General features: G+C 72.2%; 25 protein-coding genes and 1 pseudogene. 3 read left to right on the plus strand and 23 right to left on the minus strand.

All coding sequences use genetic code 11. The annotated features are described in order from the left end of the window. Window positions 1-215: 215 nt before the first annotated feature. The 3 genes from D7044_RS22460 to D7044_RS22470 all read right to left on the minus strand — a co-directional run bounded on the left by D7044_RS22460 (window position 216) and on the right by D7044_RS22470 (window position 2,036). Window positions 216-605: an ACT domain-containing protein gene (locus D7044_RS22460; RefSeq protein ID WP_120682967.1), complete on the minus strand. Its 390-nt coding sequence runs from the start codon at window positions 603-605 to the stop codon at window positions 216-218. 75 nt (window positions 606-680) lie between these two features. Then, window positions 681-1,139 carry a PAS domain-containing protein gene (locus tag D7044_RS22465; protein ID WP_120682965.1) on the minus strand — a complete coding sequence of 153 codons (459 nt, stop codon included), beginning with the start codon at window positions 1,137-1,139 and terminating at the stop codon, window positions 681-683. Window positions 1,140-1,298: 159 nt separating this feature from the next. Next, window positions 1,299-2,036 (minus strand): hypothetical protein, encoded by a 738-nt coding sequence (locus D7044_RS22470; protein ID WP_120683174.1) that lies wholly within the window; start codon window positions 2,034-2,036, stop codon window positions 1,299-1,301. 164 nt (window positions 2,037-2,200) lie between these two features. On the opposite strand from D7044_RS22470, the gene D7044_RS22475 reads away from it, so the two are divergent. Further along, the gene (locus tag D7044_RS22475) at window positions 2,201-3,412 is read left to right on the plus strand and encodes an arginine deiminase (protein ID WP_120690110.1); all 1,212 of its coding nucleotides are present in this window, start codon (window positions 2,201-2,203) and stop codon (window positions 3,410-3,412) included. Window positions 3,413-3,514: 102 nt separating this feature from the next. Here D7044_RS22475 and D7044_RS22480 read toward each other — a convergent pair whose 3' ends face one another. The 15 genes and pseudogenes from D7044_RS22480 to D7044_RS22550 all read right to left on the minus strand — a co-directional run bounded on the left by D7044_RS22480 (window position 3,515) and on the right by D7044_RS22550 (window position 19,087). Next, the gene (locus D7044_RS22480) at window positions 3,515-4,399 is read right to left on the minus strand and encodes a DUF5926 family protein (RefSeq protein WP_120690111.1); all 885 of its coding nucleotides are present in this window, start codon (window positions 4,397-4,399) and stop codon (window positions 3,515-3,517) included. Window positions 4,400-4,520: 121 nt separating this feature from the next. Beyond that, window positions 4,521-4,997, minus strand: coding sequence for an ATP-binding protein (locus tag D7044_RS22485; RefSeq protein ID WP_120682959.1), 477 nt, complete (start codon window positions 4,995-4,997; stop codon window positions 4,521-4,523). Further along, window positions 4,994-6,451: a PAS domain-containing sensor histidine kinase gene (locus D7044_RS22490; protein WP_120690156.1), complete on the minus strand. Its 1,458-nt coding sequence runs from the start codon at window positions 6,449-6,451 to the stop codon at window positions 4,994-4,996. The genes D7044_RS22485 and D7044_RS22490 overlap by 4 nt, the downstream gene beginning before the upstream one ends. Before the next feature lie 84 nt (window positions 6,452-6,535). Further along, complete coding sequence (locus D7044_RS22495; protein ID WP_120682957.1) at window positions 6,536-7,330, minus strand: glycerophosphodiester phosphodiesterase; 795 nt, start codon at window positions 7,328-7,330, stop codon at window positions 6,536-6,538. A gap of 84 nt (window positions 7,331-7,414) precedes the next feature. Beyond that, window positions 7,415-7,750, minus strand: a complete 336-nt coding sequence (locus tag D7044_RS22500) for a rhodanese-like domain-containing protein (protein ID WP_120682955.1) — start codon at window positions 7,748-7,750, stop codon at window positions 7,415-7,417. A gap of 58 nt (window positions 7,751-7,808) precedes the next feature. Next, window positions 7,809-8,747: an LCP family protein gene (locus tag D7044_RS22505; RefSeq protein ID WP_120682953.1), complete on the minus strand. Its 939-nt coding sequence runs from the start codon at window positions 8,745-8,747 to the stop codon at window positions 7,809-7,811. Window positions 8,748-8,949: 202 nt separating this feature from the next. Continuing rightward, window positions 8,950-10,167, minus strand: coding sequence for an LCP family protein (locus D7044_RS22510; RefSeq protein ID WP_120682951.1), 1,218 nt, complete (start codon window positions 10,165-10,167; stop codon window positions 8,950-8,952). A 215-nt stretch (window positions 10,168-10,382) separates the two neighbouring features. Further along, complete coding sequence (locus D7044_RS22515; RefSeq protein ID WP_120690112.1) at window positions 10,383-11,639, minus strand: LCP family protein; 1,257 nt, start codon at window positions 11,637-11,639, stop codon at window positions 10,383-10,385. Window positions 11,640-11,716: 77 nt separating this feature from the next. Then, window positions 11,717-12,691 carry an NAD-dependent epimerase/dehydratase family protein gene (locus D7044_RS22520; RefSeq protein WP_120690113.1) on the minus strand — a complete coding sequence of 325 codons (975 nt, stop codon included), beginning with the start codon at window positions 12,689-12,691 and terminating at the stop codon, window positions 11,717-11,719. Between the two features lie 158 nt (window positions 12,692-12,849). Then, window positions 12,850-14,523, minus strand: a complete 1,674-nt coding sequence (locus tag D7044_RS22525) for a solute symporter family protein (RefSeq protein WP_120682945.1) — start codon at window positions 14,521-14,523, stop codon at window positions 12,850-12,852. Further along, window positions 14,501-14,863: a DUF485 domain-containing protein gene (locus tag D7044_RS22530; protein WP_120682942.1), complete on the minus strand. Its 363-nt coding sequence runs from the start codon at window positions 14,861-14,863 to the stop codon at window positions 14,501-14,503. Before D7044_RS22530 ends, D7044_RS22525 begins: the two co-directional genes overlap by 23 nt. A gap of 162 nt (window positions 14,864-15,025) precedes the next feature. Continuing rightward, window positions 15,026-15,562, minus strand: a pseudogene (locus tag D7044_RS22535) (flavin reductase family protein); the annotation flags it as partial. A gap of 12 nt (window positions 15,563-15,574) precedes the next feature. Further along, the gene (locus D7044_RS22540; RefSeq protein WP_120690114.1) at window positions 15,575-16,438 is read right to left on the minus strand and encodes an alpha/beta fold hydrolase; all 864 of its coding nucleotides are present in this window, start codon (window positions 16,436-16,438) and stop codon (window positions 15,575-15,577) included. A 205-nt stretch (window positions 16,439-16,643) separates the two neighbouring features. After that, window positions 16,644-18,338 (minus strand): ABC transporter permease, encoded by a 1,695-nt coding sequence (locus D7044_RS22545; RefSeq protein WP_120690115.1) that lies wholly within the window; start codon window positions 18,336-18,338, stop codon window positions 16,644-16,646. Further along, window positions 18,323-19,087, minus strand: coding sequence for an ABC transporter ATP-binding protein (locus D7044_RS22550; protein ID WP_120682936.1), 765 nt, complete (start codon window positions 19,085-19,087; stop codon window positions 18,323-18,325). The genes D7044_RS22545 and D7044_RS22550 overlap by 16 nt, the downstream gene beginning before the upstream one ends. Window positions 19,088-19,292: 205 nt before the next feature. On the opposite strand from D7044_RS22550, the gene D7044_RS22555 reads away from it, so the two are divergent. Together D7044_RS22555 and D7044_RS22560 are read left to right on the plus strand one after the other, a co-directional pair. Continuing rightward, window positions 19,293-19,793 (plus strand): SigE family RNA polymerase sigma factor, encoded by a 501-nt coding sequence (locus D7044_RS22555; RefSeq protein WP_120682934.1) that lies wholly within the window; start codon window positions 19,293-19,295, stop codon window positions 19,791-19,793. After that, window positions 19,786-20,652: a hypothetical protein gene (locus D7044_RS22560; protein WP_120690116.1), complete on the plus strand. Its 867-nt coding sequence runs from the start codon at window positions 19,786-19,788 to the stop codon at window positions 20,650-20,652. Before D7044_RS22555 ends, D7044_RS22560 begins: the two co-directional genes overlap by 8 nt. Window positions 20,653-20,655: 3 nt before the next feature. Here the strand turns inward: D7044_RS22560 and D7044_RS22565 are convergent, their stop codons facing one another. The 5 genes from D7044_RS22565 to D7044_RS22585 form a co-directional block, all read right to left on the minus strand. Beyond that, a complete protein-coding gene (locus tag D7044_RS22565; protein WP_120682930.1) occupies window positions 20,656-22,296 on the minus strand; it encodes a sodium/solute symporter in 1,641 nt (546 codons plus the stop codon). A gap of 1 nt (window position 22,297) precedes the next feature. After that, window positions 22,298-22,747 carry a DUF485 domain-containing protein gene (locus D7044_RS22570; RefSeq protein WP_233563526.1) on the minus strand — a complete coding sequence of 150 codons (450 nt, stop codon included), beginning with the start codon at window positions 22,745-22,747 and terminating at the stop codon, window positions 22,298-22,300. A gap of 198 nt (window positions 22,748-22,945) precedes the next feature. After that, window positions 22,946-23,665: a DUF5701 family protein gene (locus D7044_RS22575; RefSeq protein WP_120690117.1), complete on the minus strand. Its 720-nt coding sequence runs from the start codon at window positions 23,663-23,665 to the stop codon at window positions 22,946-22,948. 67 nt (window positions 23,666-23,732) lie between these two features. Further along, window positions 23,733-24,524, minus strand: coding sequence for a LytR/AlgR family response regulator transcription factor (locus D7044_RS22580; RefSeq protein WP_120682926.1), 792 nt, complete (start codon window positions 24,522-24,524; stop codon window positions 23,733-23,735). Next, window positions 24,521-25,747, minus strand: a complete 1,227-nt coding sequence (locus tag D7044_RS22585) for a sensor histidine kinase (RefSeq protein ID WP_120682924.1) — start codon at window positions 25,745-25,747, stop codon at window positions 24,521-24,523. The genes D7044_RS22580 and D7044_RS22585 overlap by 4 nt, the downstream gene beginning before the upstream one ends. Window positions 25,748-25,782: the final 35 nt, after the last annotated feature.

The following is a 25,782-nucleotide window of genomic DNA, read 5'->3' on the forward strand; positions in this document are numbered from 1 at the left end:
GGCCGGCCGTCCGGTGGGTACGGTCGCGCGCGTGCCGGCCCGGACCGGGCGGAGGACCGGGAGGCCCGGACTGCTGCCCGGAGGCGTCGGGTCGACGGTTGGAGGCGCGGTGTGACGGGGCGGGGTGGGCGGCACGGGCCGATCCTGGGGGCTGCGGGGACGTTACGGCCGGGGTGGCCGAGCCCATCGTAGGAGCATCGGCGGCGTTGGTGAAGTCAACCGAGCAGGCGGTGCCCGGCCCGCTCCAGCGCGGCGGTCGCCTCGCCGAGGCGTACCGCCGGGACCAGCAGGTAGTCGGTGTCGAAGGTGGAGAAGGCGACCGCGCTCACCCGGGCGCCGGCGAGCGGATCGACCAGGGCGGCGAGCGTGCCGCCGACGGCCACGTCCTCCGGCGCGCCGACCCGCAGGCAGCGCCACGCGGTCTCCAGCACGGCCTGGGCGGGGGCGCGATCCATCGGGCAGATCACCGAGATCCCGTCAGCGGTCCAGCTCACCGTCACCACGTCCGTGGCGCCGAGCCCACCCGACAGCGCGGGCGGCAGGGCGGAGCCGGCGGCCATCCGGCACACGGCGTACTCCCCCGGCAGCAGAGCGATATCGAGCATGAGGGCACCTTACGGCCTCGACCGGTGGTGGACCCGGCTTTGCCGCGTGCGGCGAAAGCCAGACGTTGTCGCAGCTCAGACCGGCGAGAAGAAGGTCAGCGAGCCGGCCACCGCGCCGTCGGTGAAGACCGGAGTGGAGATGGCGTCCACCGTGCAGACCGGAGCCTTCGGAGTGGTCGCCTGCACCCGGAGCAGGCCCCGCGCCAGCCGGCCGGAGGAGAGCGCCAGCAGCGGAGGGATCTTGTCGATCTCCTGCTGGGTGAGCTCGCCGCGGTTCGCCGTGAAGTCGAGCAGACGCAGCCCGCCGTCGAGCATCGGCAGCCCGATCACGGCCTCCGGCTCGCCGAGGCTGAGCAGTTCGCACGTTGCGGTGGAGATCGCCATCACGTTGGTGTCGGCGTCGATCAGCAGGCACGGCTCGTCGGCGTTGGTGACCGTCGAGGACCATCGCTCGAAATTGTCGAGCTCCGGCTCTGTCGAGGCCCGTCCCGCCGGCACGAACACTTCGGAGAGCGAGAGTTCGACGTGGGCCACCGAGCCTCCTATGTACACCGACGGACTGTCCACGCTAGCCGGTCGGCGACCGCGCCCCGGCCACCGACCGCCGCTGCGCGAGCAGAGCTGGTGATCGATGGCCGCGGCGCGGACCCGCGGCGCCGGTGACTACCGGCCCACGAGACGTCGCCGAAGACGTTACCGACGGTTCGCCGGCTTGTCAGCGGCCATTCGGCCGTCCTCGTACCACCGGTAGTCGGCCACCGGGCGGTACGTGCCGTTCAGCCAGGTGGCCGGGTGCTGCGCCACGCGGGAGAGCTTCTCGGCGGTGGCCGGGCTGATCCGGTTGCCACCGGCCACGAGCAGCCGATCCAGCTCGCGGTGGGTGGCCATGAGGCAGTCCTTGGGCAGGCCGTAGACGCTGATGACGCCCGAGCCGACGAAGGTCAGCACCGGTGTCACCGGGATCTGCAGGCCCACCGCGTCGGAGAGCGCCTTGCCCGCCCGCCTGGCGTCCCGCCGGGCCTCGGCCACGTACGGCGGCCGCTTGCCGTTGATCTGCACCACGTCGCCGGCGACCAGCACCCGGGCTCGGCCGTGGTCGGCCACGGTGACCGCGAAGAGACCGCTAGGCCCGATGGCGAGGAACCCGGCGCGCTCGTCGTGCCCCCGGTCGAGCAGGTCGTCGGCGGCGTCGGTGCGGGGCCAGTCGATGACGTGCCACGCCGGCCCGAGATGGTCGAGTTGACCGACGGCGCGGGCTCCCGCCGCCTCCAGGCGTCGGGCACCACGCTCCGCCCGCCGACGGCGGGCCCACTCGAACGGTGTGGGGCGGACCGGTTCGAGTAGCCCGGGTGGCTCCACTCGGGGATGCGGCACCGTGCCAGGCAGCGCCCGGGTGGTGGGTGCGGCCCGGCGAGCGGGAAAGACAGTCATCGCGACCTCCGGCAAAAGGTCCCTCGAAGTTATGTCCCCACTACCCTACGTTGACCCTCCGGGGGCTCGGCAAGGTGGAGCGCCGGAGTGACTGTGGATGAATGCCATATTCACCCTCAGTTCTTTTCCCGGATGCCGCCAAACCCTGCCCTACGCTGCCAAGGGTGACCCACTACGTGGACAGCGAGGTCGGTCGGCTGGGCACCGTGCTCCTGCACCGTCCCGGCCCGGAACTCGCCCGCCTCACCCCCCGCAACAACGACTCGTTGCTGTTCGACGCGATCCCCTGGGTGGGGCGCGCCCAGGAGGAACACGACGCCTTCGCGGCCGCGCTGCGCGAGCGCGGGGTGGAGGTGCTCTACCTCGCGACCCTGCTCGCCGAGACGCTCGCGGTGGCCGACGCGCGCGCCGAACTCACCGATCAGGTGCTCGACTCGCCCCGGCTGGGCGACAGTCTGCGTGCCCGCGTCGCCGACCATCTGGCGTACCTGGACCCGGCGGCCCTCGCCGACGTGCTCATCGCCGGCCTCGCCCACGAGGAGCTGCGGATCAGCCCGGAGCGGCCGGGCGGGCTCGTCTACACGCTGATGGACCGGCACGACTTCGTCATCGAGCCGCTGCCCAACCTGCTCTTCACCCGGGACTCCTCGCTCTGGATCAGGGACCGGGTCGGGGTGACCAGCCTCGCGATGCCGGCCCGCCGCCGGGAGAGCACCCTGACGAACGCCATCTACCGCCACCACCCCCGCTTCGCGGGTACGGAGTTCGTCTACCGGCCCGGGCTGGAGCACCTGGAGGGCGGCGACGTCCTGCTGCTCGCCCCCGGTGTGCTCGCCGTCGGGGTGGGCGAGCGGACCACGCCCGCCGGCGCGGAGCGGCTCGGCCGGCAGGTCTTCGCCGCCGGGCTGGCGCACACCATCCTGGTGGTGCCGGTCGCGCAGGAGCGCGCCACCATGCACCTGGACACCGTCTGCACGATGGTCGACGTCGACGCCGTGCTGATGTACCCGAACGTCGCCGACGCGCTCTCCGCGTACACCGTGATCGCCGGCGCCGACGGCGAGGACCCGCGGGTGGACGGCCCGGCGCCGTTCCTGCGGGCCGCCGCGGACGCCATGGACATCGACCAGCTCCGGGTCATCGACACCGGGCTGGATCCGGTCACCGCCGAGCGCGAGCAGTGGGACGACGGCAACAACACCCTCGCCCTCGCGCCGCGGCTCTGCGTCGGCTACGAGCGCAATGTGGAGACCAACGCGCAGCTGGAACGGTCCGGCATCGAGGTGATCCCGATCGCCGGCTCGGAGTTGGGCTCCGGCCGGGGCGGACCGCGCTGCATGTCCTGTCCGATCGTCCGCGACCCGCTGCGACGCTGACCGCAGCGCCTCGCACTCCCGCACAAAAACACGGAAAGAGTGGTCATTCCTTCGGGAATGACCACTCTTTCCGTGAACGAGGCGGTGCGGGGGACCGGCGGGTCAGCGCAGGGTGAGCTGTCGGCCGAGCAGGCCCTGCCGGGCGCGGCGGCCGGCGGCGTCCAGCGGGGCGGTGTCGGCGAGCGCTTCGGCGTACCGCTTGGCGAACTGTGCCACCGGCTCCTCCCACTCGGCGGCGGGGGTCCGCTCGGGCAGGTCCCAGACCGGCACCAGCCGGCCGTGTGCCCGGAACATGCCGGCGAACCGGGTGTCGTCGCCGAGCGGCAGCGTGCCGGCCGCGCCGAGCCGGGCCAACGCGTTCAAAGCGGTGTCCTCGTCCTCCGGCAGCACCCAGCGCACGTGCGCCTTCTCCGGCACCTGACACCAGTACGCCGCCTTCGCGGCGCTCAGTCGCACCGTCGGGTAGATCGCGGCGTTGGCCCGCTCCAGGGACGCCTGCACGTTCGCGTCCTCGGTCGCACCCGGGTCGAGCCAGAACTCGAACCCGTCGTGCATGCTGATCTCCAGCGGCCCGTCGACCAGGAGGTCCTGCAGCCGGGCGCCGGGCCCGGGCAGCGGCGGCACCGACACCGGCTCGCCCGGCTCCGCCCGCAGGGCGCAGAGCAGCGCCTCGGCTAGGTCGCGCGAGACGTCGCCGGACTGGTCGTGCCGCTGCAGCCCGACGAGCACCCGCCCGTCGGGCTTCGTCATGGCGGGCGCGGCCAGCGGCAGCACCGTGGCCAGGGTCACCTGACGCTCACCGAACTCCTCGACCAGGGCGGGGGCGAGCCGCAGCGGCGCGGACGCGGCCGGTACCAGCTCGCGCAGCGCGATCCACTCGGGCTCGTCGACGAGCCCCTCGAAGGGGCGCGGTACGAAGATGTCGCGCACCTTCTCGCGCTTCGGGGTGGTCTCGGCGGCCCGCTGGCTCTTTCGACGCTTGCTCACGGCGAGACAGCCTAGAGGCCCGACGGGACCGCCGGGGGGAGGACCCGCCCCGGGCGGGGGCCGGCGGGCGGCCGGTCGCGGCTCGATCGGGGGCCGCGGACCACCGGGACGGAACGAGGGCTCAGCCGGCGACGACGAGATCGGCCACCGCCGGCTCGAACTCGGCCCACACGCTCTGCCCGAGCCCGTCCTGCTCGACCCCCCACCGGCTGGAGAGGCCCGCGACGATGTGCAGCCCGCGCCCGTCGGCGGCGTCCGGGCTCGCCGCCCGCATCCGCGGGCCCTCGGCGGCACCGCCGTCGGTGACCCGTAGCTGGACGTGCGGGGCGTCGACCGGGCCGCGCAGCCGCCAGGCGACCCGCACCACCCCGCCGGGCAGCGGACGGGCGTGCCGGACGGCGTTGCCCACCAGTTCGGCGAGTACCGCGACCAGATCCGCCAGGAGGGTGGGTTGCACCAGGCCGGTCAGCTCGTCGGCGAGCCGGTGCCGGGCCAGCCGCGCGCCGCTGGCGTGGTGGGGGACCACCACGCACCAGGCCCGTTCGCCCTTTCCCGTCGCCACCGTCGCCCCTTCGTGCCCCGTGCCGTCGCCGGTCATCCGCGCAGCAGTCGCACCTCTGCGACCGTACCGCCACCGGCCCTCGGTCTGAGGGATACCCATCCATTCTGCTGTTCAACGATCCGGCGGACGAGATAGAGACCGAGCCCCGCCCCCGGATAGCCGCGGCGGTCCCCGGACTCGCCCTGCCAGAACCGGTCGAAGGCCCGCTCGACATGCTCCGGCCGGATGCCGATGCCCCGGTCGCTGACCCGGAACGCGACCATCTGACCGTCCGGCCTGGCGCTGATCTCGATGCGGCTGCCCGGCGCGGAGTACTTGCCGGCGTTCGTGGCCAGCTCGGTCAACACGGTGGCGAGGCTCGGCCGGTGACCGAGCGCCTTGGGCAGGTCGACCGGCAGATAGAGGGCGAGCCGGGAACGCAGCTCCGCGGGGAGATCGCCGGCCGCGGCCCGCAGCGCGTCGCCGAGGTCGAAGGGGGCGGGGGGCTCGTCGCCGGGTCCCGCCTCGGCGGCGGAGGAGAGCAGCCGGTCGACCAGGCGGGCCAGCTCGTTCGCCCGCTGACCGATCACCCGGGCGGCCTGCCGTCGGTCGGCGTCGGTCAGCGACTCCCAGTGGTCGGTCAGGGTGTCCGCGTACCCCTTGATCACGGTGACCGGGGTCCGCAGCTCATGGCTGGTCACCGCCACGAAGAGGTCGCGCTCGTGGTCGCGGCGCTGCTGGTCGGTGATGTCGCGGAACGTGACCACCCGCAGGGCGCCGGGACCGGGCACGTCGCCCGAGGTGATCCGCAGCCAGCGACCGTCCGGCAGGCGGTGGTCGAGCACCTGGCCGGACGGGGGGATCGGGAACGGGAGCGGTCGGCTGAGCGCCTGGGCGGCGGCCTGGCCGGTCACCTGCGCCGCCGCCGGGTTCCAGAGCCGTACCCGGCCGTCGCGGTCGACCACGGCGAGCCCGTCGGCGAGCGCCGCCACGACCGGGCCGTCGCCGTGCACCGGCAGCCCGGTCTGGTCGCCGTACATGTGCGCGATGCAGGAGGCGAGGTACGCGATCACGCCGTGGTGCTGGTCGTCCGGCTCGGTGGCGTCGTCGGCGTAGACGGCGTGCAGGCTGCCAACCGTGTGTCCGCCGATCTCCGCCCGGGAGACGACCATTCGGCGCAGGCCCCGGTCGGCGAGCTCGCCGGGGAACGCACCGGCGAGCCGGTCGGCCCGCAGCTGCTGCACCCGGGGACCGGAGAGCAGGCAGACGGTGACCGGGTCGTCGGCGGGCAGCGGGCGGCCCACGGTCCACTCGGTGGCGCCGGTCGCTGAGATCACCCGCCCGCCGGTCGGGCCGAACTCGACGAACGCCATGCCGGCCGCGCCGAGCGCCGGCTGGGCCACCCGGAGGAGTTGGGTGAGGACGGGCAGTCCGGCGTCACCGGAGTTGATCATTTCGATCACCACGGTGTGCCCCGCGATGAGAGCGGCGAAATCGATGCGCTCCGGCATGTCCCGAGTCTGCCCCGCCGGCCCGGATTTGGGCACCCCCGCGTACCCCCGGCCGAACCGTCCGAACACCTCGCCCGGGCGGGGTCAGCGTCCGAGACGGGCCAGGGTCTGGGCGGGCCGGTCGGTGATGATGCCGTCCACCCCGGCGGTGAGGACGAGGTCCAGGTCCTCCGGCTGGTTGACGGTCCAGACGTACACCTGGTTGCCGGCGTCGTGCAGCGCCCGCAGCAGTTGGGGGCGTTCCCGCACCAGCGCGATGCCCGGTCCGGCGATGCGGGTGCCGAACGGCAGGCGGCCGAGCCGCAGCCAGCGCGGCAGCACCTCGAGCAGGAGCACGGTGGGCAGGGCGGGGGCGAGGTCCCGGATCCGGCGTACGGCCAGCGGCGCGAACGACATCACGGTGACCTGGACCGGGTCGTCCGGCGTCGGCTCGGTCAGCCCGTAGCGGCGCAGTAGCGCGACCAGTCGCCGTTCGACGTCGCGGCCGTAGCGGGACGGGTGTTTCGTCTCGACCAGCAGCCGGACCGGCCGGCCGGCGGCCAGCACCGCGTCGAGCAGCCGCTCCAGAGTGAGCAGCCGGGTGTGCGACTCGTCCGGCGGCTCGTCCCCCTCGCCCGGTACGCAGCCCGGATGCCAGGAACCGAAGTCGAGCTCCTCCAACTGGGCGAGGGTGCGGGCGCTCACCAGGCCGTGGCCGTTGCTGGTGCGGTCCAGCCGCCGGTCGTGCACGCAGACCAGGTGCCCGTCGCGGGTCAGGCGTACGTCGCACTCCAGCCCGTCGGCGCCCTCCGCCAGCGCGCGCAGGTACGCCGCGAGGGTGTGCTCGGGCAGGTCGTGCGAGGCACCGCGGTGCGCGAAGACCAGGGGTTGTTCGCCCATCCCGGCCGCCTAGAGGGTGTTTGAGAAGGCTCGCCCATCGCGAGCCGGACCGGCGCAGTAGGGCATGGTCTTCTCGAACATCCTCTAGAGCACCCGGCCCGGCTGTCCGTCCTCGCCGACCACCGGCCGCCCGGCGGCGGCCCACTCGCCCATGCCGCCGGCCACGTTGCGCACCTGGTCCCAGCCGTTGCGGGAGAGGTAGGCGACGACCTGGGCGGAGCGGCCGCCGGAGCGGCAGATGACGGCCACGTCCCGATCGGTCGGCACCTCGGAGATCCGGGCCGGCAGCTCCGTCATCGGCAGGTGGTGGGCGCCGGGCGCGTGGCCGGCGGCCCACTCGTCGTCCTCGCGGACGTCGAGCAGGTAGGTGTCGTCGGCGATCTGGGGCACGGTCACGGTGGGTACCTGGGGTCCGAACACGGCTACCAAGCCTAGAACCTCGCGGGGTCGATCGCTGCGGTCCGGGCCATCGGCATCGTCACAGCCGTACGACCCAGCGCGGATTGGCCTGGGTCCAGTTCGGCATCCGGGTGCCCCGGACGGCGTCGAAGAGGCCGTTCCCGCCGTTCTCCAGCACCACGTACGAGACCTCGTCGATGGTCTGCGAGTGCGACGGCACCTGCACTCCGCGCAGCGCGTTCGCGGGCAGCCCGCGCAGGGCGAGGAGCAGGTCCTCCAGGGCGACTCCGTTGGTGTCCACCGTCAGTGAGCTGCCGACGGCCCGGATCACCTGGTCGAGCTTGATCGGGTTGGTGCGCAGCCGCGTCTCGCCCGCCCGGTCCAGCATCGCCCGGAGCAGCTGCTGCTGGTGGCGCTGCCGGTCGTAGTCGCCGCCCGGCAGGTCGTAGCGCTGCCGGACGTAGTCCAGCGCCTCGGCGCCGTTCATCTGCCGGCAGCCGGGGCTGAACACCCGGTCCGTATGGATCGAGCGAACCTCGCGTTCCACGCACATCCGGACTCCGCCCAGCAGGTCGACCACCTTCCGGATGCCGGAGAAGTCGACGAGGGCTGCGCCGTCGAAGCGGATCCCGGTGAGCCGGGTCAGCGTGGCCGAGAGCAGTTGGGCGCCGGGCTCGCCACCTCGACCGTGCTCGTACGCCGCGTTGATCTTGTCCTCGCCTCCGGCGTAGCCGCTCCCGGCGGGGATCGCGACGAGCAGGTCCCTGGGGATGGAGACCAGGTACGCCTCCCGCAGTCCGGTCGGCACGTGCACGATGAGGATGGTGTCGGCGCGTTGTTCGGTGGTGTTGTCCCCCGGTCGGCGATCGGTGCCGATCAGCAGGTAGTTGAGCGGCCCGTCCAGGTCGGGACGATCGTTGCGGGACCCGGCGTCGAGCAGCTGCTCCTTGATCACCGTGCGGTCGTACCGGTCGGTGAGCGCCTGGAGCCCGAAGACGGTGACCCCGGCCAGCACCACGAGGGTCAGGCCGACCCCCAGCAGGATGCGAGGCCAGCGGGCGCGGTGCGGCCGGATGGCCGTGTGCGCCTCGGTCCGCTCCTCGCCGTCCCCGCCCGACCTGGACGTGGCCCCTCCCCGTCGCCGATTCGTGAGTTCTCCTCACGATCAGGCTACGGGTGGGGCCACGTCCGATCGGTCCGTTTCGCGGATCCCGCCCGGATCACTTCCGGTTCGAGATGACTTCCGGGTGGTAGAAGACGTACTGGGCGAGCCGGTCCTCCTTGACCGCCTTGAACATCTCCAGCGAGTCGTCGCTCAGCTCCTCGCGGCCGCTGTCGTTGCCGTTGAAGGTGCCGGCGTTCGTCTTGAGCATGATCAGCTCGTTCCCCGTCACGCCGCGCATGGTGAAGACGAAATTCTCGATCTTGGCGCCGCCGGTGTCGAGCACGAACGCCTTGCCGGCGGCCTTGATCAGCTGCTGGAGCTTGAGCGGGTTGGTCAGCATGCCCTTGTCGGTCGCCTTGCGGGCCATCGCCTTGATCAGCTGCTGCTGGTTGGCCTGCCGGTCGTAGTCGCCGTTCGTGAGGGTCTTGCGCTGCCGGGCGTAGTCCAGCGCCGCCCAGCCCTCCATCTCCCGGCAGCCCTTCTTGTGCACCACCGGCTTCATCTGCTTACCGGTCTTCTTGGCGTCCGCGTTCCACATCGGCTTGCCGTCCACGTACGACATGTGGATCGACTCGACCTCCTGCTTCACGCAGATTCGAACCGTGCCGAGCGTGTCGATCACGTTCTTGAAGCCGCCGAAGTTGATGATCGCGCCACCGTCGAAGCTCACCCCGGTGAGCTCCTTGATGGTCTTCGCCATCATCTGGGCGCCACCCTCCCAGCCGCCGCCGTTGCGGGCGCCGATCTGGAAGGCCGCGTTGATCTTGTCGGTGCCGCCGTTCCAGCCGGCCTTCTTGTTCTCCGGGATGTGCGCCTCGGTGTCCCGCGGGATCGAGATCAGGTAGGCCTGGTCGTGCGTGGCGGGGATGTGCAGGATGATGATCGAGTCCGACCGGACGTCGTCGGCCGCCCAGCGCTCCCGCGCGTCCACGCCGAGCAGCAGCATGTCGATCGGACCGTCCAGGCTCGCGCCGCCCTCGGCGTCGGTCTTGCCGGCGTCGCCGAGCAGGTTGCGCTGAGCGATCTCGCCGGTCGCCTGGTTGATCAGGGCCTTGCTGCCGACGATCGCGACGCCGCTGGTCAGCATCAGCACCGCGCCGAACACGACGGTGAGGCGGGCCCAGAGCGGATCCTTGCGCCGGGTGCGCTTCTTCTTGGGCGCGATCGGGTCGCCCGGGCGACCGCGGGCCTGGGAGGGGATGGCCGCGGAACCGCCGGCAGGCGGACGAGAGCGATCCAGCGACGGAGGGCGACGGCTGGTCTGAACCGGCATGCGTGCTCCAGCTCGCGTTATCAGGGGGCGAGAACACTGTACGGACACTTTGCGGTCATGGCGAGTTCGTCCAGCCGCAAATTCCGCGACCCCAGCGGGACACCAGGGATACTGACCGATCAGCCAGTTAGATTGGGACCGGTCAGTGGCTGGTATTCAGGAAATGCGAACTTTCCCGCCGACACCGGGCCGCCGGCCGCCGCGCGAGCGGCTGGTCAGCCGCCGTCGCTCTTCTTCTGCTGGTTGGCCTTCACCCAGTCGGCCATCGTGTCGGCCGACATGGCCCGGTACATCGCGAGGGCCTTCTCCCGGTCGGAGACCACCACCGACTCTCCGTTGATCGTCTCGCTACCGGAGTTCGGGTTGGTCACGAAGGTCAGGTTCTCACCTCGCAGGCTGCGGAACTGCAATCCCATGTCGACCAACGAGAAGCCCTGGTCGACGGTGACGGCGTCGGTCACCGACTGGAGGAAGGCGTTGAGCTTCCGTGGGCTGCTCAGCGTGCCGCTGCTCGCCGCCTTGTCCATCAGGGCGCGGAGGAACTCCTGCTGGTGACGCATCCGGGCGAAGTCACCGTCCGGGAACTGCTTGCGCTGCCGGATCCAGTCCAGCGCCTCGGCGCCGTCCATGTGGTTCATGCCCTTGGTGAACGTCCGGTACGGCTTGTGGATCGAGGTGACGGTGCGCTCAACGTTCAGGTCCACCCCACCGAGCGCGTCGGTGACCTGCTTGAAGCCGGCGAAGTCGATCGCCATGACGTGGTCCAGCCGGACGTCGGTGAAGCATTCGACGGTGCGTACCGCGAGCGGCAGACCGCCGAAGGCGAAGGCTGCGTTGATCTTCGCCCGCCGGCCGGAGTCACAGCTGGCGCTGGCGCTCTCCGGAATCGGTACGTACAGGTCGCGGGGGATGGAGACCAGGTAGGCCTCCTGGTGGTTGGCGGGGATGTGCATCACGATGATCGTGTCGGCCCGCCACTTGCCCGCCTGGTCCACCGGGGCGTCCGGGTCCCGGGAGTCGCTGCCGACCAGCAGGATGTTGAGCGCCCCCTCCACCTGCTTGCTCGGCCGCCCCTCGGTGATCCCCGAGAACGCGTCGGTCCGGGCGAGGTCCTTGTCGAGATTGCGCACGTAGAGCCAGGCGCCGACGCCGCCGAGCAGCGCGAGCACCACCACGGCCACGCCGACCACGAGCGCGATGCGCCCCCACCGCGGCCGCGGCCCGCGCCGGCCGGGTCGACCGCCGCCGGGGCCGCCCGGTCCGCCCGGTCCGCCCGGCCCGGTGGGCCCGCCCGGCCCGCCGCCCTGCGGCACCTCGTCGTACGACGGATACCCGTCGGAGGCCCGGACGCGCGCGGTGGCCCCGCGAGCGTTGCCGGGCACCGACGCGCGCCCGGAGCCGGGCGCCGGCGCACGCCCGGAGCTGCGGTGCAGGTAGGGGTGCGGGACGCCGGCGGACGAGGTGGCTGACATGTAAGTCAGCGTACGTACGTTCGGCCACCGCCGCCCTCAGGCGACGCCCAGGTTCGCCTCGGGCGTGCCGACCGGAGTCAGCCCAGACGGCTGCGGAAGTGCTCAATCGTGCGTCGGAGGCCGTCCTCGGGCGTCACCGTCGGCTCGTAGCCGAGCAGCTTCCGGGCGAGGGTCAGGTCGGGCCGGCGCATCTCCGGGTCGTCCGCACTGCGGGTGATGTAGGTCACCTCGGACTTGCTGCCGCAGAGCCCGATGATGGTCTCGGCGAGCTGCCGCATGCTCATCTCGTGCTCGGTCCCGCAGTTGATCGGGCCGGTCTCGGTCGAGTCGAGCAGCAGCAGGATGCCCCGGACCAGGTCCTCGACGTAGCAGATCGACCGGGTCTGGTCGCCGGTCCCGTGCACGGTGATCGGCTCGCCGCGCAGGGCCTGGGAGATGAAGGTGGGGATGGCCCGGCCGTCGTCCGGCCGCATCCGTGGGCCGTACGTGTTGAAGATCCGCACGATCGCCGTGTCGAGCCCCCGGCTGCGGTGGTACGCCATCGTCGCCGCCTCGGAGAAGCGCTTCGCCTCGTCGTAGACGCTGCGGAGCCCGATCGGGTTGACGTTGCCCCAGTACGACTCGCGCTGCGGGTGCTCCTTCGGGTCCCCGTACGCCTCGGAGGTGGAGGCCATCAGGAACCGGGCGCCGTCGTCGAGCGCGCGGTCCAGCAGGTGCAGGGTCGCCACCGAACCGACCCGGAGGATCTCCACGGGCAGCTTCTCGAAGTCGGTCGGGCTGGCCGGGGACGCCATGTGCAGGATCGCGTCGAACCGCTCGGCCAGGGCCGGGTGGGCCGGCAGCCCGTCGGAGATGTCCGCCTCGACCAGGGTGAACGTCGGCGTGTCCAGCAGGTGCGCGACGTTCTCCTTCGACCCGGTGACGAAGTTGTCCAGCGCGACCACCGTGCAACCCCGCGCGATCAGGGCGTCCACCAGGTGTGACGGCACGAAGCCGGCGCCGCCGGTGACGAGGATGCGGTGACCGGTGCCGAAGCGGGGAGCGACCTTCATGCCCGCCAGCTTACTTAGCGTCGCCTGTTCGTCAGCCTCCGGCCACGCGGGTCGACCCGGCTCGCGTCCCGCCTGGCGGCCCCGACCGTCGCTCGCGGGCGCGGTGCGGGCATGGGAAAGGGCCCCCTCGGGAGGAGGCCCTTTCCTGTTCGTCGCGGTCAGTGGGCGCCGGCCCCGGTGAGGGCACGCACCTCCAGCTCCGCGTACTTCTCGTCGTCACGCTCCTTGGAGATGAGCGTGCCGATCCACCCGCAGAGGAAGCCGAACGGGATGGAGATCAGGCCCGGGTTGGAGAGCGGGAACCACTGCCAGTCGTGGTCCGGGAACATCGCGGTCGGTGCTCCGGAGACCACCGGCGAGAAGAAGACCAGCACCACTGCGGCGAGCAGGCCACCGTAGATGGCCCAGACCGCGCCCGAGGTGTTGAACCGCTTCCAGAAGAGGCTGTAGAGGATGGCCGGCAGGTTGCCGGAGGCGGCCACCGCGAACGCGAGCGCCACGAGGAACGCCACGTTCAGGTTCTGCGCGAAGATCGACAGGGCGATCGACACCGCGCCGATCACCAGCGCGGAGATCCGGGCGACCCGGACCTCCTGCCGCTCCGACGCCTCCCCCTTCTTCAGCACGTTGGCGTAGAAGTCGTGCGCGAGGCTCGACGAGGAGGCCAGGGTCAACCCGGCCACCACGGCGAGGATGGTGGCGAACGCGACCGCGGCGATGATCGCGAGCAGCGTCGCCCCGCCCAGGTCGCCGCCGAGGAAGTCCACCCCGAGCACCTGGGCGAGCTGTGGGGCCGCCGTGTTGCCGGCCCGGTCCTGGGCGGTGATCGCCTCGCCACCGACGAGGGCCGCCGCGCCGAAGCCGAGGGCAAGGGTGAGCAGGTAGAAGGTGCCGATGATGCCGATCGCCCAGAGCACGCTCTTGCGGGCCGCCTTCGCCGTCGGAACGGTGTAGAAGCGGATCAGGATGTGCGGAAGACCGGCGGTGCCGAGCACCAGCGCGATGCCGAGCGAGAGCAGATCCATCTTGTTGTAGAAGGTCTGCGTCGAGTTGCCGGCGACCTCGACCCCGTAGCGCAGGCCGGGTTCGAGGAAGGCGGCGCCCTTTCCGGAGGACGCCGCGGCGTCGCCGAGCAGCGAGGAGAGGTTGAACTTGTACTTGGCGAGCACCAGCAGCGTCATGATCACGGCGCCGCCCATGAGCAGGAACGCCTTGACGATCTGCACGTAGGTGGTGCCCTTCATGCCCCCGACCGTGACGTAGATGATCATCAGGGCGCCGACCAGGATGATGGTGGCGATCTTGGCGGCGTCCGCGTCCATGCCGAGGAACGTGGTGCCCGGCTTGATGCCGAGCAGGAGCGCGACCAGCGCGCCCGCGCCCACCATCTGGGCCAGCAGGTAGAAGATCGACACGGTGATGGTGGAGACCGCGGCGGCGGTACGCACCGGACGCTGGCGCATCCGGAAGGCCAGCACGTCGGCCATCGTGTACCGGCCGGAGTTGCGCAGCAGTTCCGCGACGAGCAGCAGCGCCACCAGCCAGGCGACCAGGAACCCGATCGAGTAGAGGAAGCCGTCGTACCCGTAGAGGGCGATGAGACCGGCGATGCCGAGGAACGAGGCGGCCGACATGTAGTCGCCACCGATCGCCATGCCGTTCTGGAAGCCGGAGAAGGACCGGCCGCCGGCGTAGAAGTCGGTGGCGGTCTTCGTCTGCCGGCTGGCCCAGATGGTGATCGCCAGGGTCACCGCCACGAAGATCAGGAAGAGCGTGATGGTCAGGTTGCGAGCGGTGGTGCTGCCCGCCTCAGCCGCGAGGATCTGATCCATGGGTCACCTCCCCGATCTCGTCGCGGATCCGGTCGGCGACCGGATCGATCTTCCGGTCGGCGTGCCGGGAGTAGAGCCAGGCGATCAGGAACGTGGACACGAACTGGAGCAGCCCGAAGATCAGGGCGACGTTGATGTTGCCGAAGAGCTTCGTGCCCATGAAGTCCCGTGCGTATGCGGAGAGGATGACGTAGAGCGCGTACCACAGGAAGAACGCGACGGTCATCGGGAAGACGAAGCCGCGCAGGGCGCGCCGCAGCCCGGCGAACTCGTCCGACCGCTGCACGGCGAGGTACCGGTCCGGCGTGGACGCGGCCGGCGCGGGTGTGTCCGTGGACATTTGTGGATCACCACCTTCACAGGCGTCGGGGATTTTCGCGCACGTTAGAAAGCGCGCTCCCCGGCGCGGAAGGCCGAGATCGTCCTCGGTCGGCGGCTGCGCCGAACGGCGGGATGGCTGCGCCGAGTGACGCAGGTCACCCCGTTGAGCGGTCGGTGCTCGTCACGTCAGCTCCCGGTAGCGGCCCCGGTAGTGCAGCAGCGGCTGCGCCTCCTCGACCATCTCCACCGCCTCGATGGTCGCCTCGACCAGCAGTGACCAGCCGTACTCGCGAGCGGCGTCGAGCCGGCACCCGGCCCATCCGCCGGCATCGGCCGGCACCGGCCCGTACGGCGTCTCGGTCCAGTCGCCGGTGGCGAAGAGGCCGCCCGGGGCCGGGAAGAGGCCGGCGAAACGGTCCGCGAGCTGCCGGTGGGCCGGGCCCAGCGGCGCCACCGCGAACCGGCCGGCCGACTCGACCGCCGCCCACAGATCCGACTCCGCGTCGATCAGTCCGAGCAGCCGATCCGGCTCGCCCTCGGCGACCAGAGTGGACGACACCGTCAGCCCGACCGGCCCGGGCGCGGTCCAGAGCGTGACCGGTGAGGCCAGGCGGCCGCGCAGCCGGCGTACGGGCGAGCGTTGGCCGGCCGGTACGGCGAACGGATCGGTGTGGTGGATCTCGGCGCCAGGCTCATGATTCACGTGAAACATTGTGCCCGCGGGCCGGGTTCAGCGGCCGGTGGACGCGAAGCCCCGCACCAGCGAGGCCACCTCGTCGGCCCGGGTGTCCAGCAGGAAGTGGCCGCCGTCCAGGACGTACACCTCGGCGTCCGGCACGTCGGAGCGGTACGCCTCCGCCCCGGCCACCTGGAACGAGGTGTCGTAGCGGCCCCAGAGGACGAGCAGCCGTGGCCGCTCACGGCGCAGCCACTCCTGCCACCGGGGGTACGACGCCACGTTCGTCCGGTAGTCGTAGAAGAGGTCGAGCTGGATCGCGGCCTGACCCGGGCGGCTGAGGAAGGCGTGCTCGTCGGTCCAGAGGTCCGGGTCGTACCGCTGCGGATCCGGGTCGTCGCCCACGTGCCGGGTACGCGCCGCAGCGAGGGAGAGGAAATTCTCCCGCACGGCCGCCTCATGGCCGGCCCGGTCCCGCCAGTACTCCCGGCGGACGTCCCAGAGCGGCCCCAGCCCCACCTCGTGGGCGACCGCGTTCTGCACCACGAGGCCGGTGAGCCGACCCGGTTCCGCCAGCGCCATCCGGAAGCCCACCGGACCGCCGTAGTCCTGGACGTACAGCAGATGGCGCTCGACCCCGATCGTGGCCACGAACCGGGCCATCACCTCGGCGATCCGGTCGAAGGTGTACGCGAAGCCGCCCGGCTCGGGAGCGTCGCTGTGCCCGAACCCCGGATAGTCCGGCGCGATCAGCCGGAACCGGTCGGCGAGCCGACCCAACAGCGGCTCGAACATCCGGGACGAGGACGGGAAGCCGTGCAGGAGGAGCAGGACGGGCGCGTCCGCCGGACCCGCTTCCCGATAGAAGACGGAGAGCCCGTCGACCACCACGGTGCGGTAGCGGGGCTGCTCGCTCATGCCGGCACTCCGCTGCGCTGCGTGCCGTCATGAGGCACCGGTGCACTGTGCCGGATGATTCGCTCGCTGCGCTCGCTCATGGGGGCTCCTCGTCACGGCTCACCGCACCGTAGCCACCGGCTGTGAACCGGAGCCGGGATTCCCGGGCACACCGCCGGATCGGGTGCCGCCGTGCGGATCACGGCGGCACCGTCGGCGGTCGCCGTCAGCGGCGCGGAGTGACGGTGGCCAACAGTTCGGGTTGCCGCCGGTCCAGCACGTCCCCGGCCAGGTACGCGCCGAGCAGCGCGGCCCCCAGCCCGTACGCCACGCCGACCGGCAGCGCGAGCCAGTGCCAGACGTCGCCGAGCAGCGCGGCGGCCACCACCATCGGCACGGCCGCCACCGCCGTCACCAGCATGGCGAGCAGGGTGAGGAAGCTCTTGACCACTCCGCCGCCGCTGTTCATGGCGAACGGGTTGCTCGTCTCCGGCAGGGCGTACGCCCCGAGGATCGAGACGAAGCAGTTCACCGCGAGCCCCGCGCCGTAGCTGGCGACGAGGCTGCCGGCGGTCAGCCCGATCCACCCCGGGCGGCCGAGCACCACGGCGATCACGATCGAGACCACCCCGAGCATCGGCACCACGTAGATCGAGAACGCGGTCATCCGGGCCCGCAGCTCCTGCTGACCGCGTACCCCGGCCACCACGTTCGCGGCGTACGCGCTGCCGTCGAAGCCGAACTGGTTCGCGAGGGTGACCGCGGCGACCACACCCACGAAGAGCATCGAGAGGCTGACCAGCACCGGAGACGGCTCCGCGGCGCCCTGGCCGAAGCCCTGCCCGCTGTTCGTGCCGAAGCCCGAGCCGCCGAGGTTGACCAGCACCGGGACGAAGATGCCGACCACCCCGATGGTGATCAGGTTGGCCCGCCGGCGAGCGTCCCGCCACCAGTAGCGGGCCTCCCGGGCGACGAGCGCGCCGAACTGGTCACGCCGCGCCCAGCCGACGGCGCGCGGGAAGAGCTGACTCACCGCACCACCGGCCGGGCCGCCCTTGGCCCGGGTGCCCCCACCGCTCGCCGTACCCACCATCGCCGACTCCAGCGAACGGGACCACCAGGCGAGCAGCGCCAGCACCGTGAGCGCGCTGATCAGCAGCTTGACCGGCGCGGCCCAGCCGCGCCCCTCGGCCAGGTCGATACCGGCCGTCCAGGGCGCCCCGAGCGGAGTCCAGCCGATCACCTCCGAGACCCCGTCGAGGCGCTCCCACTCCGTATCCTGCAGCGCCGAGACACCGATCAGCTGCAGCGGGCCGAGCAGCGCGGCCGCGACCGCGAGCAGCACGGCGGCCAGGTCACGGACCCGCCGCGAGCGGAGCATGGAGGCGAAGGCGCTGGTGACCGCCCGCGCGGCCGCCACGCAGAGCAGCACCCCGAGGAGCACCCCGACCAGCGCCACGAGCGCGGCCGACCAGCCGCCGAGCACACCGGCCGTGAAGACCAGCCCGAGGAGGGCCAGCAGCACCGCAATCGCCGGCACGCTGACCAGGGCGGCCGTGAGCAGGCCGGTGACCAGCGTCCGGCGCGGCAGCGGCAGCAGCGCGAAGCGGGCCGGGTCGAGCGTCTCGTCCACGCCGAAGAAGATCAGGGGCAGCAGCACCCAGCCGAGCACCACCAGGCCGCCACCGAAGGCGGCGACCATCGTCGCGTACCGGTCGGTGTCGGCCAGGCCGGGACTCGCGAACAGGAAGAAGCCGCTGCCGGCGAACCAGAGCCCGAGCAGCGCGCCGCCCAGGAAGAGCGCGACCCGCCAGCCCTGGCCACGGAAGTTGTTGCCCATCACCCGCAGCTTGAGCCGGACGAAGTGCCGGGCGGAAACCCGGCGGACCGGCCCGGTCGGCGCGGTCAGTTCGACAGCCACGCCAGCTCCTCACCGGTCGCCGTCCGGCCGCCGACGACCTCGACGAAGACCTCCTCGAGCGAGCGCTTCCCGCGTACCTCGTCGATCGCGCCGACCCGCTTGATCGCACCCTCGGCGAGGATCGCCACGTGTGAGCAGAGCCGCTCCACGACCTCCATGACGTGACTGGAGAAGACCACCGTCCCGCCGCTGCCGACGTAGCGGGTCAGGATGTCCCGGATCAGCGCCGCCGAGACCGGGTCGACCGCCTCGAACGGCTCGTCCAGGACGAGCAGACGGGGCCCGTGCAGCAGCGCGCAGGCCAGGCCGATCTTCTTCTTCATCCCGGCCGAGTAGTCGACGACCAGGGTGCGGCCCGCCTCGGTGAGCGCCAGCACGTCGAGCAGCTCCGCGGCCCGCTGGTCGACCACCGCCGGGTCCATTCCGCGCAGCAGACCGTGATAGGCCAGCAGCTCGGCGCCGCTGAGCCGGTCGAAGAGGCGTACGCCGTCGGGCATCACGCCGAGCAGCTGCTTGGCGCGGACCGGGTCGGCCCACACGTCCTGCCCGAGCACCCGGGCCTGGCCCGCGTCCGGCCGGAGCAGGCCGACGGCCATCGAGAGCGTGGTGGTCTTGCCGGCCCCGTTCGGCCCGAGCAGGCCGTAGAAGGAGCCGGCCGGTACGTCCAGGTCGACGCCGGCCACCGCCACCTTGCCGTCGAACCGCTTGGCCAGGCCGCGAAGGCACAGCGCCGTCTGCTCATCGGTCATGCACCAGAACCTATCCCTTGACCGCGATCCGGTAGTCCCGCCGGGGGATGACCTCCCGTCATACCCGCGACGTACCGGTCCTCCTATGGCACGCCGCCGCCCGGCGACCCGGACCTCCGCCCGTCATTCCCCGGACGGATTCGGGTCACCTGCAACCGGTCCACTCGCTCACGGGTGATGGACGCAGGAACCTGACGGGAGGGTCATGGAGACGGACGAGGGGTTCGAGGAGTTCTACCGGACCACCAGACATCGGGTGGTCACCGTGCTGTACGCGCTCAGCGGCGACCTCGGCGAGGCGCAGGACGCCGCGCAGGAGGCGTACGTCCGCGCCTGGCAACGCTGGCGCCGGATCAGCGAGTACGAGGACGCCGAGGCGTGGGTCCGTACCGTCGGTCAGCGACTGCTGCTCAACCGGTGGCGGAAGATCCGTAACGGGCTGACCGCCTACCGGAGGCACGGCGTCCAGCCGTCCGCCGGGCCGCCCGACGAGAACAATGTCGCTCTGGTGATGGCGCTGCGTCGCCTGCCCGAGGAGCAGCGGGTGGCCGTCGTGCTGCACCACCTCGCCGACCTCTCCGTCGCCGAGATCGCCACCCAGACCGGTGCGCCCAGCGGAACCGTGAAGGCCCGTCTCGCCCGAGGTCGCAAGGCCCTGGCAACCATGCTCGACACCGCTCTGCCGGAGGAGGCCGCTCATGCCTGACCAGCTCTTCGACGATCTGTACCGGAACACCGAGAACCTCGCCTGGGCGCCGGTGGAGCAGGTGCGCCGTAGCGGGAGGCAGCGGAGCCGGCGTACCCGTGTCGCGGCGAGCCTGGCGGGCGTGGTGACCGTCGTGGCGGTCGCGGCCGGCGCTGTCGCCCTGGGCGCCGACCCGGATGCCGCGCCGCCGGTGGTGCCCGCCACCGGCTCGCCGACGCCGACGCCGAACCGGACGCCGACGCCCTCGACGAGCCCCAGCCACAGCGCCGACCCGACTCCGGACGACAGCGGCAGCCCCACCGGTGGGACGCCGTCGAGCCCGGCGAACGACGATGGACCGAACGCGCCGAGCCGCGACACGAGCATCCCGGCCGCAGCCATGATGCAACTCGCCGACCTGCCCAAGGGCTTCACGATGACGAACGGCGAACCGGACGGGGACTGGACCCTGGAGTCCGTCTTCGCCAACTGCCGCAACCAGCCGGCGTCACTGGCTAGGGGCCAGGTCGCCGAGCGGTTCCGGGTCTTCGACTCGCCCACGGACTCGCTGATCCAGCGGGTCACCCGCTACTCGGGCGAGGCCGCGGCGGCCCACCTGGACGCGATGCGCGAGCAGGTCGAGGAGTGTGACCCCCACCGGTCCGGTGACTCGCTGACCGTCCTGGCCGCGGGGTTCGGCGGCGACGAGTCGATGCTGGTGGGCTCCGTGATGGAGGGGCGGCCGGCACGGTGGATCCTCGTCCGGCAGGGTGACCTGGTGGCGCAGCTCAGGGTGGACAAGGACACCACGCCACAGGAGGCCACCCAGCTCGTCCGACCGGTGGCCGACCGGCTCTGCGCGGGTACCGACGCCTGCTGACCGTCACAGCCGCAGGGTGTCCGGGGCGTGCAGCCGGAGCATCGTGGCGCCGACGTCGGCGGGGACCCGACGTCGGGAGGCCGCCGACACCAGCACCGTCACGGCGAACGCCAGCGGTACCGTCCACGCGGCCGGCTGCGCCACGAGCGTCGCCGGCCAGCCGTGCAGCGGCGGACCGACCACTGTCACCAGTACGGCGGCGATCGCGGCGCCGCCGCCGACGAGCACCCCGGCGGCGGCGCCGAGGTCGGTCAGCCCACGCCACCAGATGCCGAGCACCAGCAGCGGGCAGAAGCTGGACGCGGCGACGGCGAAGGCGAGCCCCACCACCTGCGAGACGTCCAGCCCGGAGACGTTCAGGGCGAGGATCGCGGGCACCACGCCGGCGATCACCGTGGCCAGTCGGAAGCCGCGTACCGAGCCGCGACCGAGCACGTCCGTCGAGATCACCCCGGCCACGCTGGTGAGCAGGCCGGAGGAGGTGGAGAGGAAGGCGGCGAACGCGCCGGCCGCGACGAGCGCCGCGAGCAGCCGGCCGGTCGTTCCGTGGCCGAGGGCCGCCTCCGGCAGCAGCACCACCACCGCGTCGGTCTGCCCGGTGACGAGCAGCTGTGGGGTGTAGATGCGGCCGAGCACCCCGTAGATGGTGGGGAGCAGGTAGAAGACGCCCACCAGCGCCAGCACGACCAGGGTCGTCCGGCGGGCCGCGGCGCCGTCCGGATTCGTGTAGAAGCGCACCAGCACGTGCGGCAGCCCCATGGTGCCGAGGAAGGTGGCGAGGATCAGGGAGTACGTGGCGAACAGGCCCCGGTCGTCGGCCCCGGCCGTGCTCGGCAGCAGCCAGTCGGCGGCGTCGATGGTCACGCCGGCGACCTCCGGCACCGGGTCGCCGGCCTGGAAGACGACCGTCTCGCCGGCGCGTACCCCCCGGACCTCGCCGTCGGGGAACGTGAGGGTCGCGGGATGCTCGACCACGACGCTGATCGCGGTCCGGAACGTCGGACCGTCCGGCGGGGTGACGGCCGGCCGGGCGTCGGCCTGCCACTGCAGGGCCAGGAAGATCGCGGGTACCGCGAGCGCGGTCAGCTTCAGCCAGTACTGGAACGCCTGGACGAAGGTGATCGCCCGCATGCCGCCCAGCGCCACGTTCGCGGTGACCACGACGGCCACCAGCACGGCCCCCACCGGATACGCGGAGCCGGTGACCGTGGCGAGGGTGAGGCCCGCGCCCTGGAGCTGCGGCACCAGGTAGAGCCAGCCGATGAAGATCACGAAGGCGGTGGCGAGGATGCGCAGTCGGCGGGAGCCCAGCCGCAGCTCGCAGAAGTCGGGCAGGGTGAACGCTCCGGAGCGGCGCAGCGGGGCGGCCACGAAGAGCAGCAGGGCCAGGTAGCCGGCGGCGAAGCCGACCGGGTACCAGAGCACGTCCACGCCGTACTTGAGGATCAGCCCGGCGACGCCCAGGAAAGACGCGGCCGAGAGGTACTCGCCGCCGATCGCGGCCGCGTTCCACGTCGGACTGACCGCCCGGGAGGCGACGAGGAAGTCGGAGGTGGTGCGGGCCAGCCGCAGCCCCCAGAAGCCGATGCCGACGGTGAGCAGGGTGACGGCGACGATCGCCGGGATGACGAGGCCGTTCTCCACCTCAGCGCTCCGGCCGCTGGACCAGGTCGGTGAAGTCCTGCTCGTTGCGTTCGGCGAGCCGCACGTACGCCCAGCCCACCCCGATCAGGAACGGAAAGCTCGCGACCCCGAGCAGCAGCCAGGGCAGCTTCACGCCGAGCACGGTGACCCGACCCACCGCGGGCGCGATGGCGAAGAGCCAGGGCAGGCCGCCGAGCCCGATCAGCACGACCAGGGAGAGCCGCAGCGCCAGCGCGAGCTGGGCCCGCACGAGCCCTCGGACGAGCGCCTCCCCGACCCGGGTCTGCTCGGCGAGTTCGGCGCGGGTCCGTTCGTGCCGGTCCTCGCGGCGGGACACCTCGGCCAGCACGATCCGGGTCCGCGGCTGGGGAACCGGCCGGCGCACCTGGTCCGGTGCCCCTGCTCGCTCCTCGACCCCGGACCTCGGCGCGTGATCGTCGGTGGCGGACATCCCCGGCAGTCTTGTCCGATCGATCGGTTTGTCAAGGGCGCGGTGGTCGTCCGCGGCCGTGACCAGCAGCGGGCCGGCGTGCGGGCGCCGGCGTGGAGCTCAGGAAGGGGTTGTGCACAACCTGTGGATTACGGGTCACTCCTGTGGATAACCCGGTGGAGAACGCGTCGTGCCGGCTGTTCTCGTCGAGCCGGGCGGTCAGGGCAGGCCGACGCGCTCCGGGCGGGCGGAGGCGGAGCCCAACCAGGTGTGCGGGTTGCCGTACCAGCACCACCCGAGCTTCGGCGCGCCCTGGCTGATCCAGAGCGCCGGGACCCGCTTGTCCCCGCAGCGCGATCCGACCAGGGAGAAGCACTTGTTCTTCGCCAGCGCGGCGGGGTGCAGGGTGACGAAGGCGAGCCCCTCGTCGATGGTGAGCGGCAGCCGGTCCTGACCGGTGATGACCTCCAGCGCGGACGAGGGGGGCAGGTTCAGCGTCTCCTCGCCGCGGTCGACGTCGAAGAGCAGGTACGCCGGCCCGGCCGGCACCTCCAGCTCCTTGATCGGGTCGAACCGGGCCAGGTCGCCGTCGGCGTAGTGCTGGTCGAGGAAGCCGGGCTTGCGCTTGCCGGCCAGCGTGGTGAGCGGCAGGCGCGCCTCCACCGGAATCAGTTCGCGGGTGATGACCAGCAGGAACGGCACTCGCGCCGCGGTCGGGGCCGGCAGCCCGGCTGCGCCGCTGACGGCGGCCGCGCGCAGCGGGGCGACCAGGTCCCGGAAGGTCTTCTCGGCTGTTGCGGCCAGCTCGGGATAGCCGAGCCGCACCAGGCGCTCCACCTGACGGTCGAACTCGGCGGCGGCGTCGTACGGGGCGTCGGTCACTGCGGCCTCCTCGAAGTCGTACAGCCCACCGTACAGCGTACGACGAGCGGCGGCCATTCCCGGTTTCCGAAGAAGATCTCGGCGGCGCGTGCCTGCTCGGCCGGCGTCAAGGGCAGCGGTGGGGTCAGCGGCTCCAGTCCTGCTTCGCCGCCCGGACCAGCTTGTCCTTCAGCTCCCGGGTGTGCCGGCGGCTGACCGGCAGCTCCGTGCCGTCGATGACCACCACGTAGCCGGAGTTCACCAGCCGCAGCTCGGCGATCAGCTTCAACTGCACCAGGTACGACCGGTGGATGCGGACGAAGCCGGCGTCCGCCCAGCGCTCCGCGAGGGTGGCCAGCGAGACGCGGACCAGGTGCGAACCGTCCGCAGTGTGCAGCCGGGCGTAGTCCCCCTGCGCCTCCACCCAGCGCACCGCCGACCTCGGCAGCATCCGGGTGGTGCCGGCCAGCTCGATCGGGATCGTCGGATCCTCCTCGGCCCGGGCCAGCGCCGCCGGGTGCGACGGCACCACCCGGGAACCGATCACCCGGCGCAGCGACTCGGCCAGCCGCTCGGCGCGTACCGGCTTGCGCACGTAGTCCGTGGCGCCCAGGTCGAACGCGTCGACCGCGCCGTCGTCGTACGCGGTGACGAAGACGATCGCCGGCGGCCGGGCGAACCGGCGCAGCACCCGGGCCAGCTCCATCCCGTCCAGCCCGGGCATCCGGATGTCCAGGAAGACCACGTCCACATCTGCGTCGCGGAGCAGCCGCAGCGCGTCCGTCGCGTCCGCGGCGGTGTGCAGCCGAGCCACCCGCGGGTCGGCCCGTAGGTGGTACGCCAGCTCGTCCAGGGCGGGCGGCTCGTCGTCCACCGCCAGCACCCGGAGAAAACCGGACGCGTTCCCCGGGGCGACCCGGCCGGCCTGCTCGCTCACGAGCCCGCCCGTACCCCAGGATGGAACTTCGGAATCCGCATGCTCACCCTCGTGCCCGAGCCCAGCCCGGTCTCGACGACCAGCCCGAAGCCGTCCCCAAAGACCGAGCGGAGCCGCTCGTCCACATTGGAGAAGCCGACGTGCTGGCCGGAATCCTCCCCCGGGTCGCCGACGCTCAGGGCCAGCTCGGCGATGCCGGTGGTCAGTGTGGCCGGATCCATCCCCACCCCGTCGTCCTCCACCGTGATGTGGCACTCGGCGCCGGCGTCCCGGGCCTCGATGCTCACCATGCCCGTGCCGGGCTTGCGGGACAACCCGTGCCGGACCGCGTTCTCGACCAACGGCTGCAGGCAGAGGAACGGCAGGGTCACCGGCAGCACCTCGGGGGCGATCTGCAACCGCACCTGGAGCCGGTCGCCGAACCGGGCGCGTTCGATGGTCAGGTAGCGGTCGATCGAGCGCAGCTCCTCGGCCAGCGTGGTGAACTCGCCGTGCGCCCGGAACGAGTACCGGGTGAACTCGGCGAACTCCAGAATCAGCTCGCGCGCCCGCTCCGGGTCGGTCCGCACGAACGAGCCGATAGCGGTCAACGCGTTGTAGATGAAGTGCGGGCTGATCTGGGCCCGCAGCGCACGGATCTCGGCCCGGGCCAGCCGTTCCCGCGAGGAGTCCAGCTCGGCGAGGGCGAGCTGGTTGCCGGCCCAGTGCGCGGTCTCCAGGGTCGCCTGCACCAGGCCGGGCGCCGGCGGCCCGTCGGAGATCGCCAGCAGGGCGCCCACGGCCTCCCCGTCCGCGACGGTGAGCGGGGCGACCACCACGCCCCGTACCGGGCAGTCCACCCGGTCGCACTGCAGCTCGGCCTCGCCCAGCACCGTCGACCGTGCCGACGTCACCGCCCGCCGCGCCGCGACGAGCAGCTGCTCGCCGTGGTGCCCGCCCCGCCCGTCCAGCGCGAGCAGCTTCTCCCGGTCGGTGAGGGCCAGCCCGGGCGCGCCCACCAGGGCCCGCAGATGACGTACGGACTTCGCGGCGCCCGCCGCGCTCAACCCCGCGCGCAGCGGCTCAGCGGCCAGCCCGGCGGTGTGCAGCACCTCGTAGGTGGCCCGCTGGGTGGCGGTGGCGATGCCCCGGCGCGCCCGCAGTCGGCCGACCGCGAAGAGAGCAGCGGCGAGCGCGCTGACCAGAAAGACGACGGCGAGAACTGCCGAGAGGTTGCCACCCACGCCCAGATCCTGTCGGCTCCGGGCCCCGCAGCCAA

The sequence above is a fragment of the Micromonospora musae genome, from assembly GCF_003626635.1.
GTDB lineage: Bacteria > Actinomycetota > Actinomycetes > Mycobacteriales > Micromonosporaceae > Micromonospora > Micromonospora musae.

Excerpts from the sequence above, each read along its gene's own strand:
- D7044_RS22525 (WP_120682945.1), bottom strand. The coding sequence starts at position 14,523 with ATGGATCAGATCCTCGCGGCTGAGGCGGGCAGCACCACCGCTCGCAAC.
- D7044_RS22575 (WP_120690117.1), bottom strand. The coding sequence starts at position 23,665 with ATGGCCGCCGCTCGTCGTACGCTGTACGGTGGGCTGTACGACTTCGAG.
- D7044_RS22490 (WP_120690156.1), bottom strand. The coding sequence starts at position 6,451 with ATGCCGGAGCGCATCGATTTCGCCGCTCTCATCGCGGGGCACACCGTG.
- D7044_RS22550 (WP_120682936.1), bottom strand. The coding sequence starts at position 19,087 with ATGACCGATGAGCAGACGGCGCTGTGCCTTCGCGGCCTGGCCAAGCGG.
- D7044_RS22520 (WP_120690113.1), bottom strand. The coding sequence starts at position 12,691 with ATGAAGGTCGCTCCCCGCTTCGGCACCGGTCACCGCATCCTCGTCACC.
- D7044_RS22515 (WP_120690112.1), bottom strand. The coding sequence starts at position 11,639 with ATGTCAGCCACCTCGTCCGCCGGCGTCCCGCACCCCTACCTGCACCGC.
- D7044_RS22540 (WP_120690114.1), bottom strand. The coding sequence starts at position 16,438 with ATGAGCGAGCAGCCCCGCTACCGCACCGTGGTGGTCGACGGGCTCTCC.
- D7044_RS22495 (WP_120682957.1), bottom strand. The coding sequence starts at position 7,330 with ATGGGCGAACAACCCCTGGTCTTCGCGCACCGCGGTGCCTCGCACGAC.
- D7044_RS22555 (WP_120682934.1), top strand. The coding sequence starts at position 19,293 with ATGGAGACGGACGAGGGGTTCGAGGAGTTCTACCGGACCACCAGACAT.
- D7044_RS22570 (WP_233563526.1), bottom strand. The coding sequence starts at position 22,747 with ATGTCCGCCACCGACGATCACGCGCCGAGGTCCGGGGTCGAGGAGCGA.
- D7044_RS22530 (WP_120682942.1), bottom strand. The coding sequence starts at position 14,863 with ATGTCCACGGACACACCCGCGCCGGCCGCGTCCACGCCGGACCGGTAC.
- D7044_RS22470 (WP_120683174.1), bottom strand. The coding sequence starts at position 2,036 with ATGACTGTCTTTCCCGCTCGCCGGGCCGCACCCACCACCCGGGCGCTG.
- D7044_RS22485 (WP_120682959.1), bottom strand. The coding sequence starts at position 4,997 with ATGACCGGCGACGGCACGGGGCACGAAGGGGCGACGGTGGCGACGGGA.
- D7044_RS22560 (WP_120690116.1), top strand. The coding sequence starts at position 19,786 with ATGCCTGACCAGCTCTTCGACGATCTGTACCGGAACACCGAGAACCTC.
- D7044_RS22510 (WP_120682951.1), bottom strand. The coding sequence starts at position 10,167 with ATGCCGGTTCAGACCAGCCGTCGCCCTCCGTCGCTGGATCGCTCTCGT.
- D7044_RS22460 (WP_120682967.1), bottom strand. The coding sequence starts at position 605 with ATGCTCGATATCGCTCTGCTGCCGGGGGAGTACGCCGTGTGCCGGATG.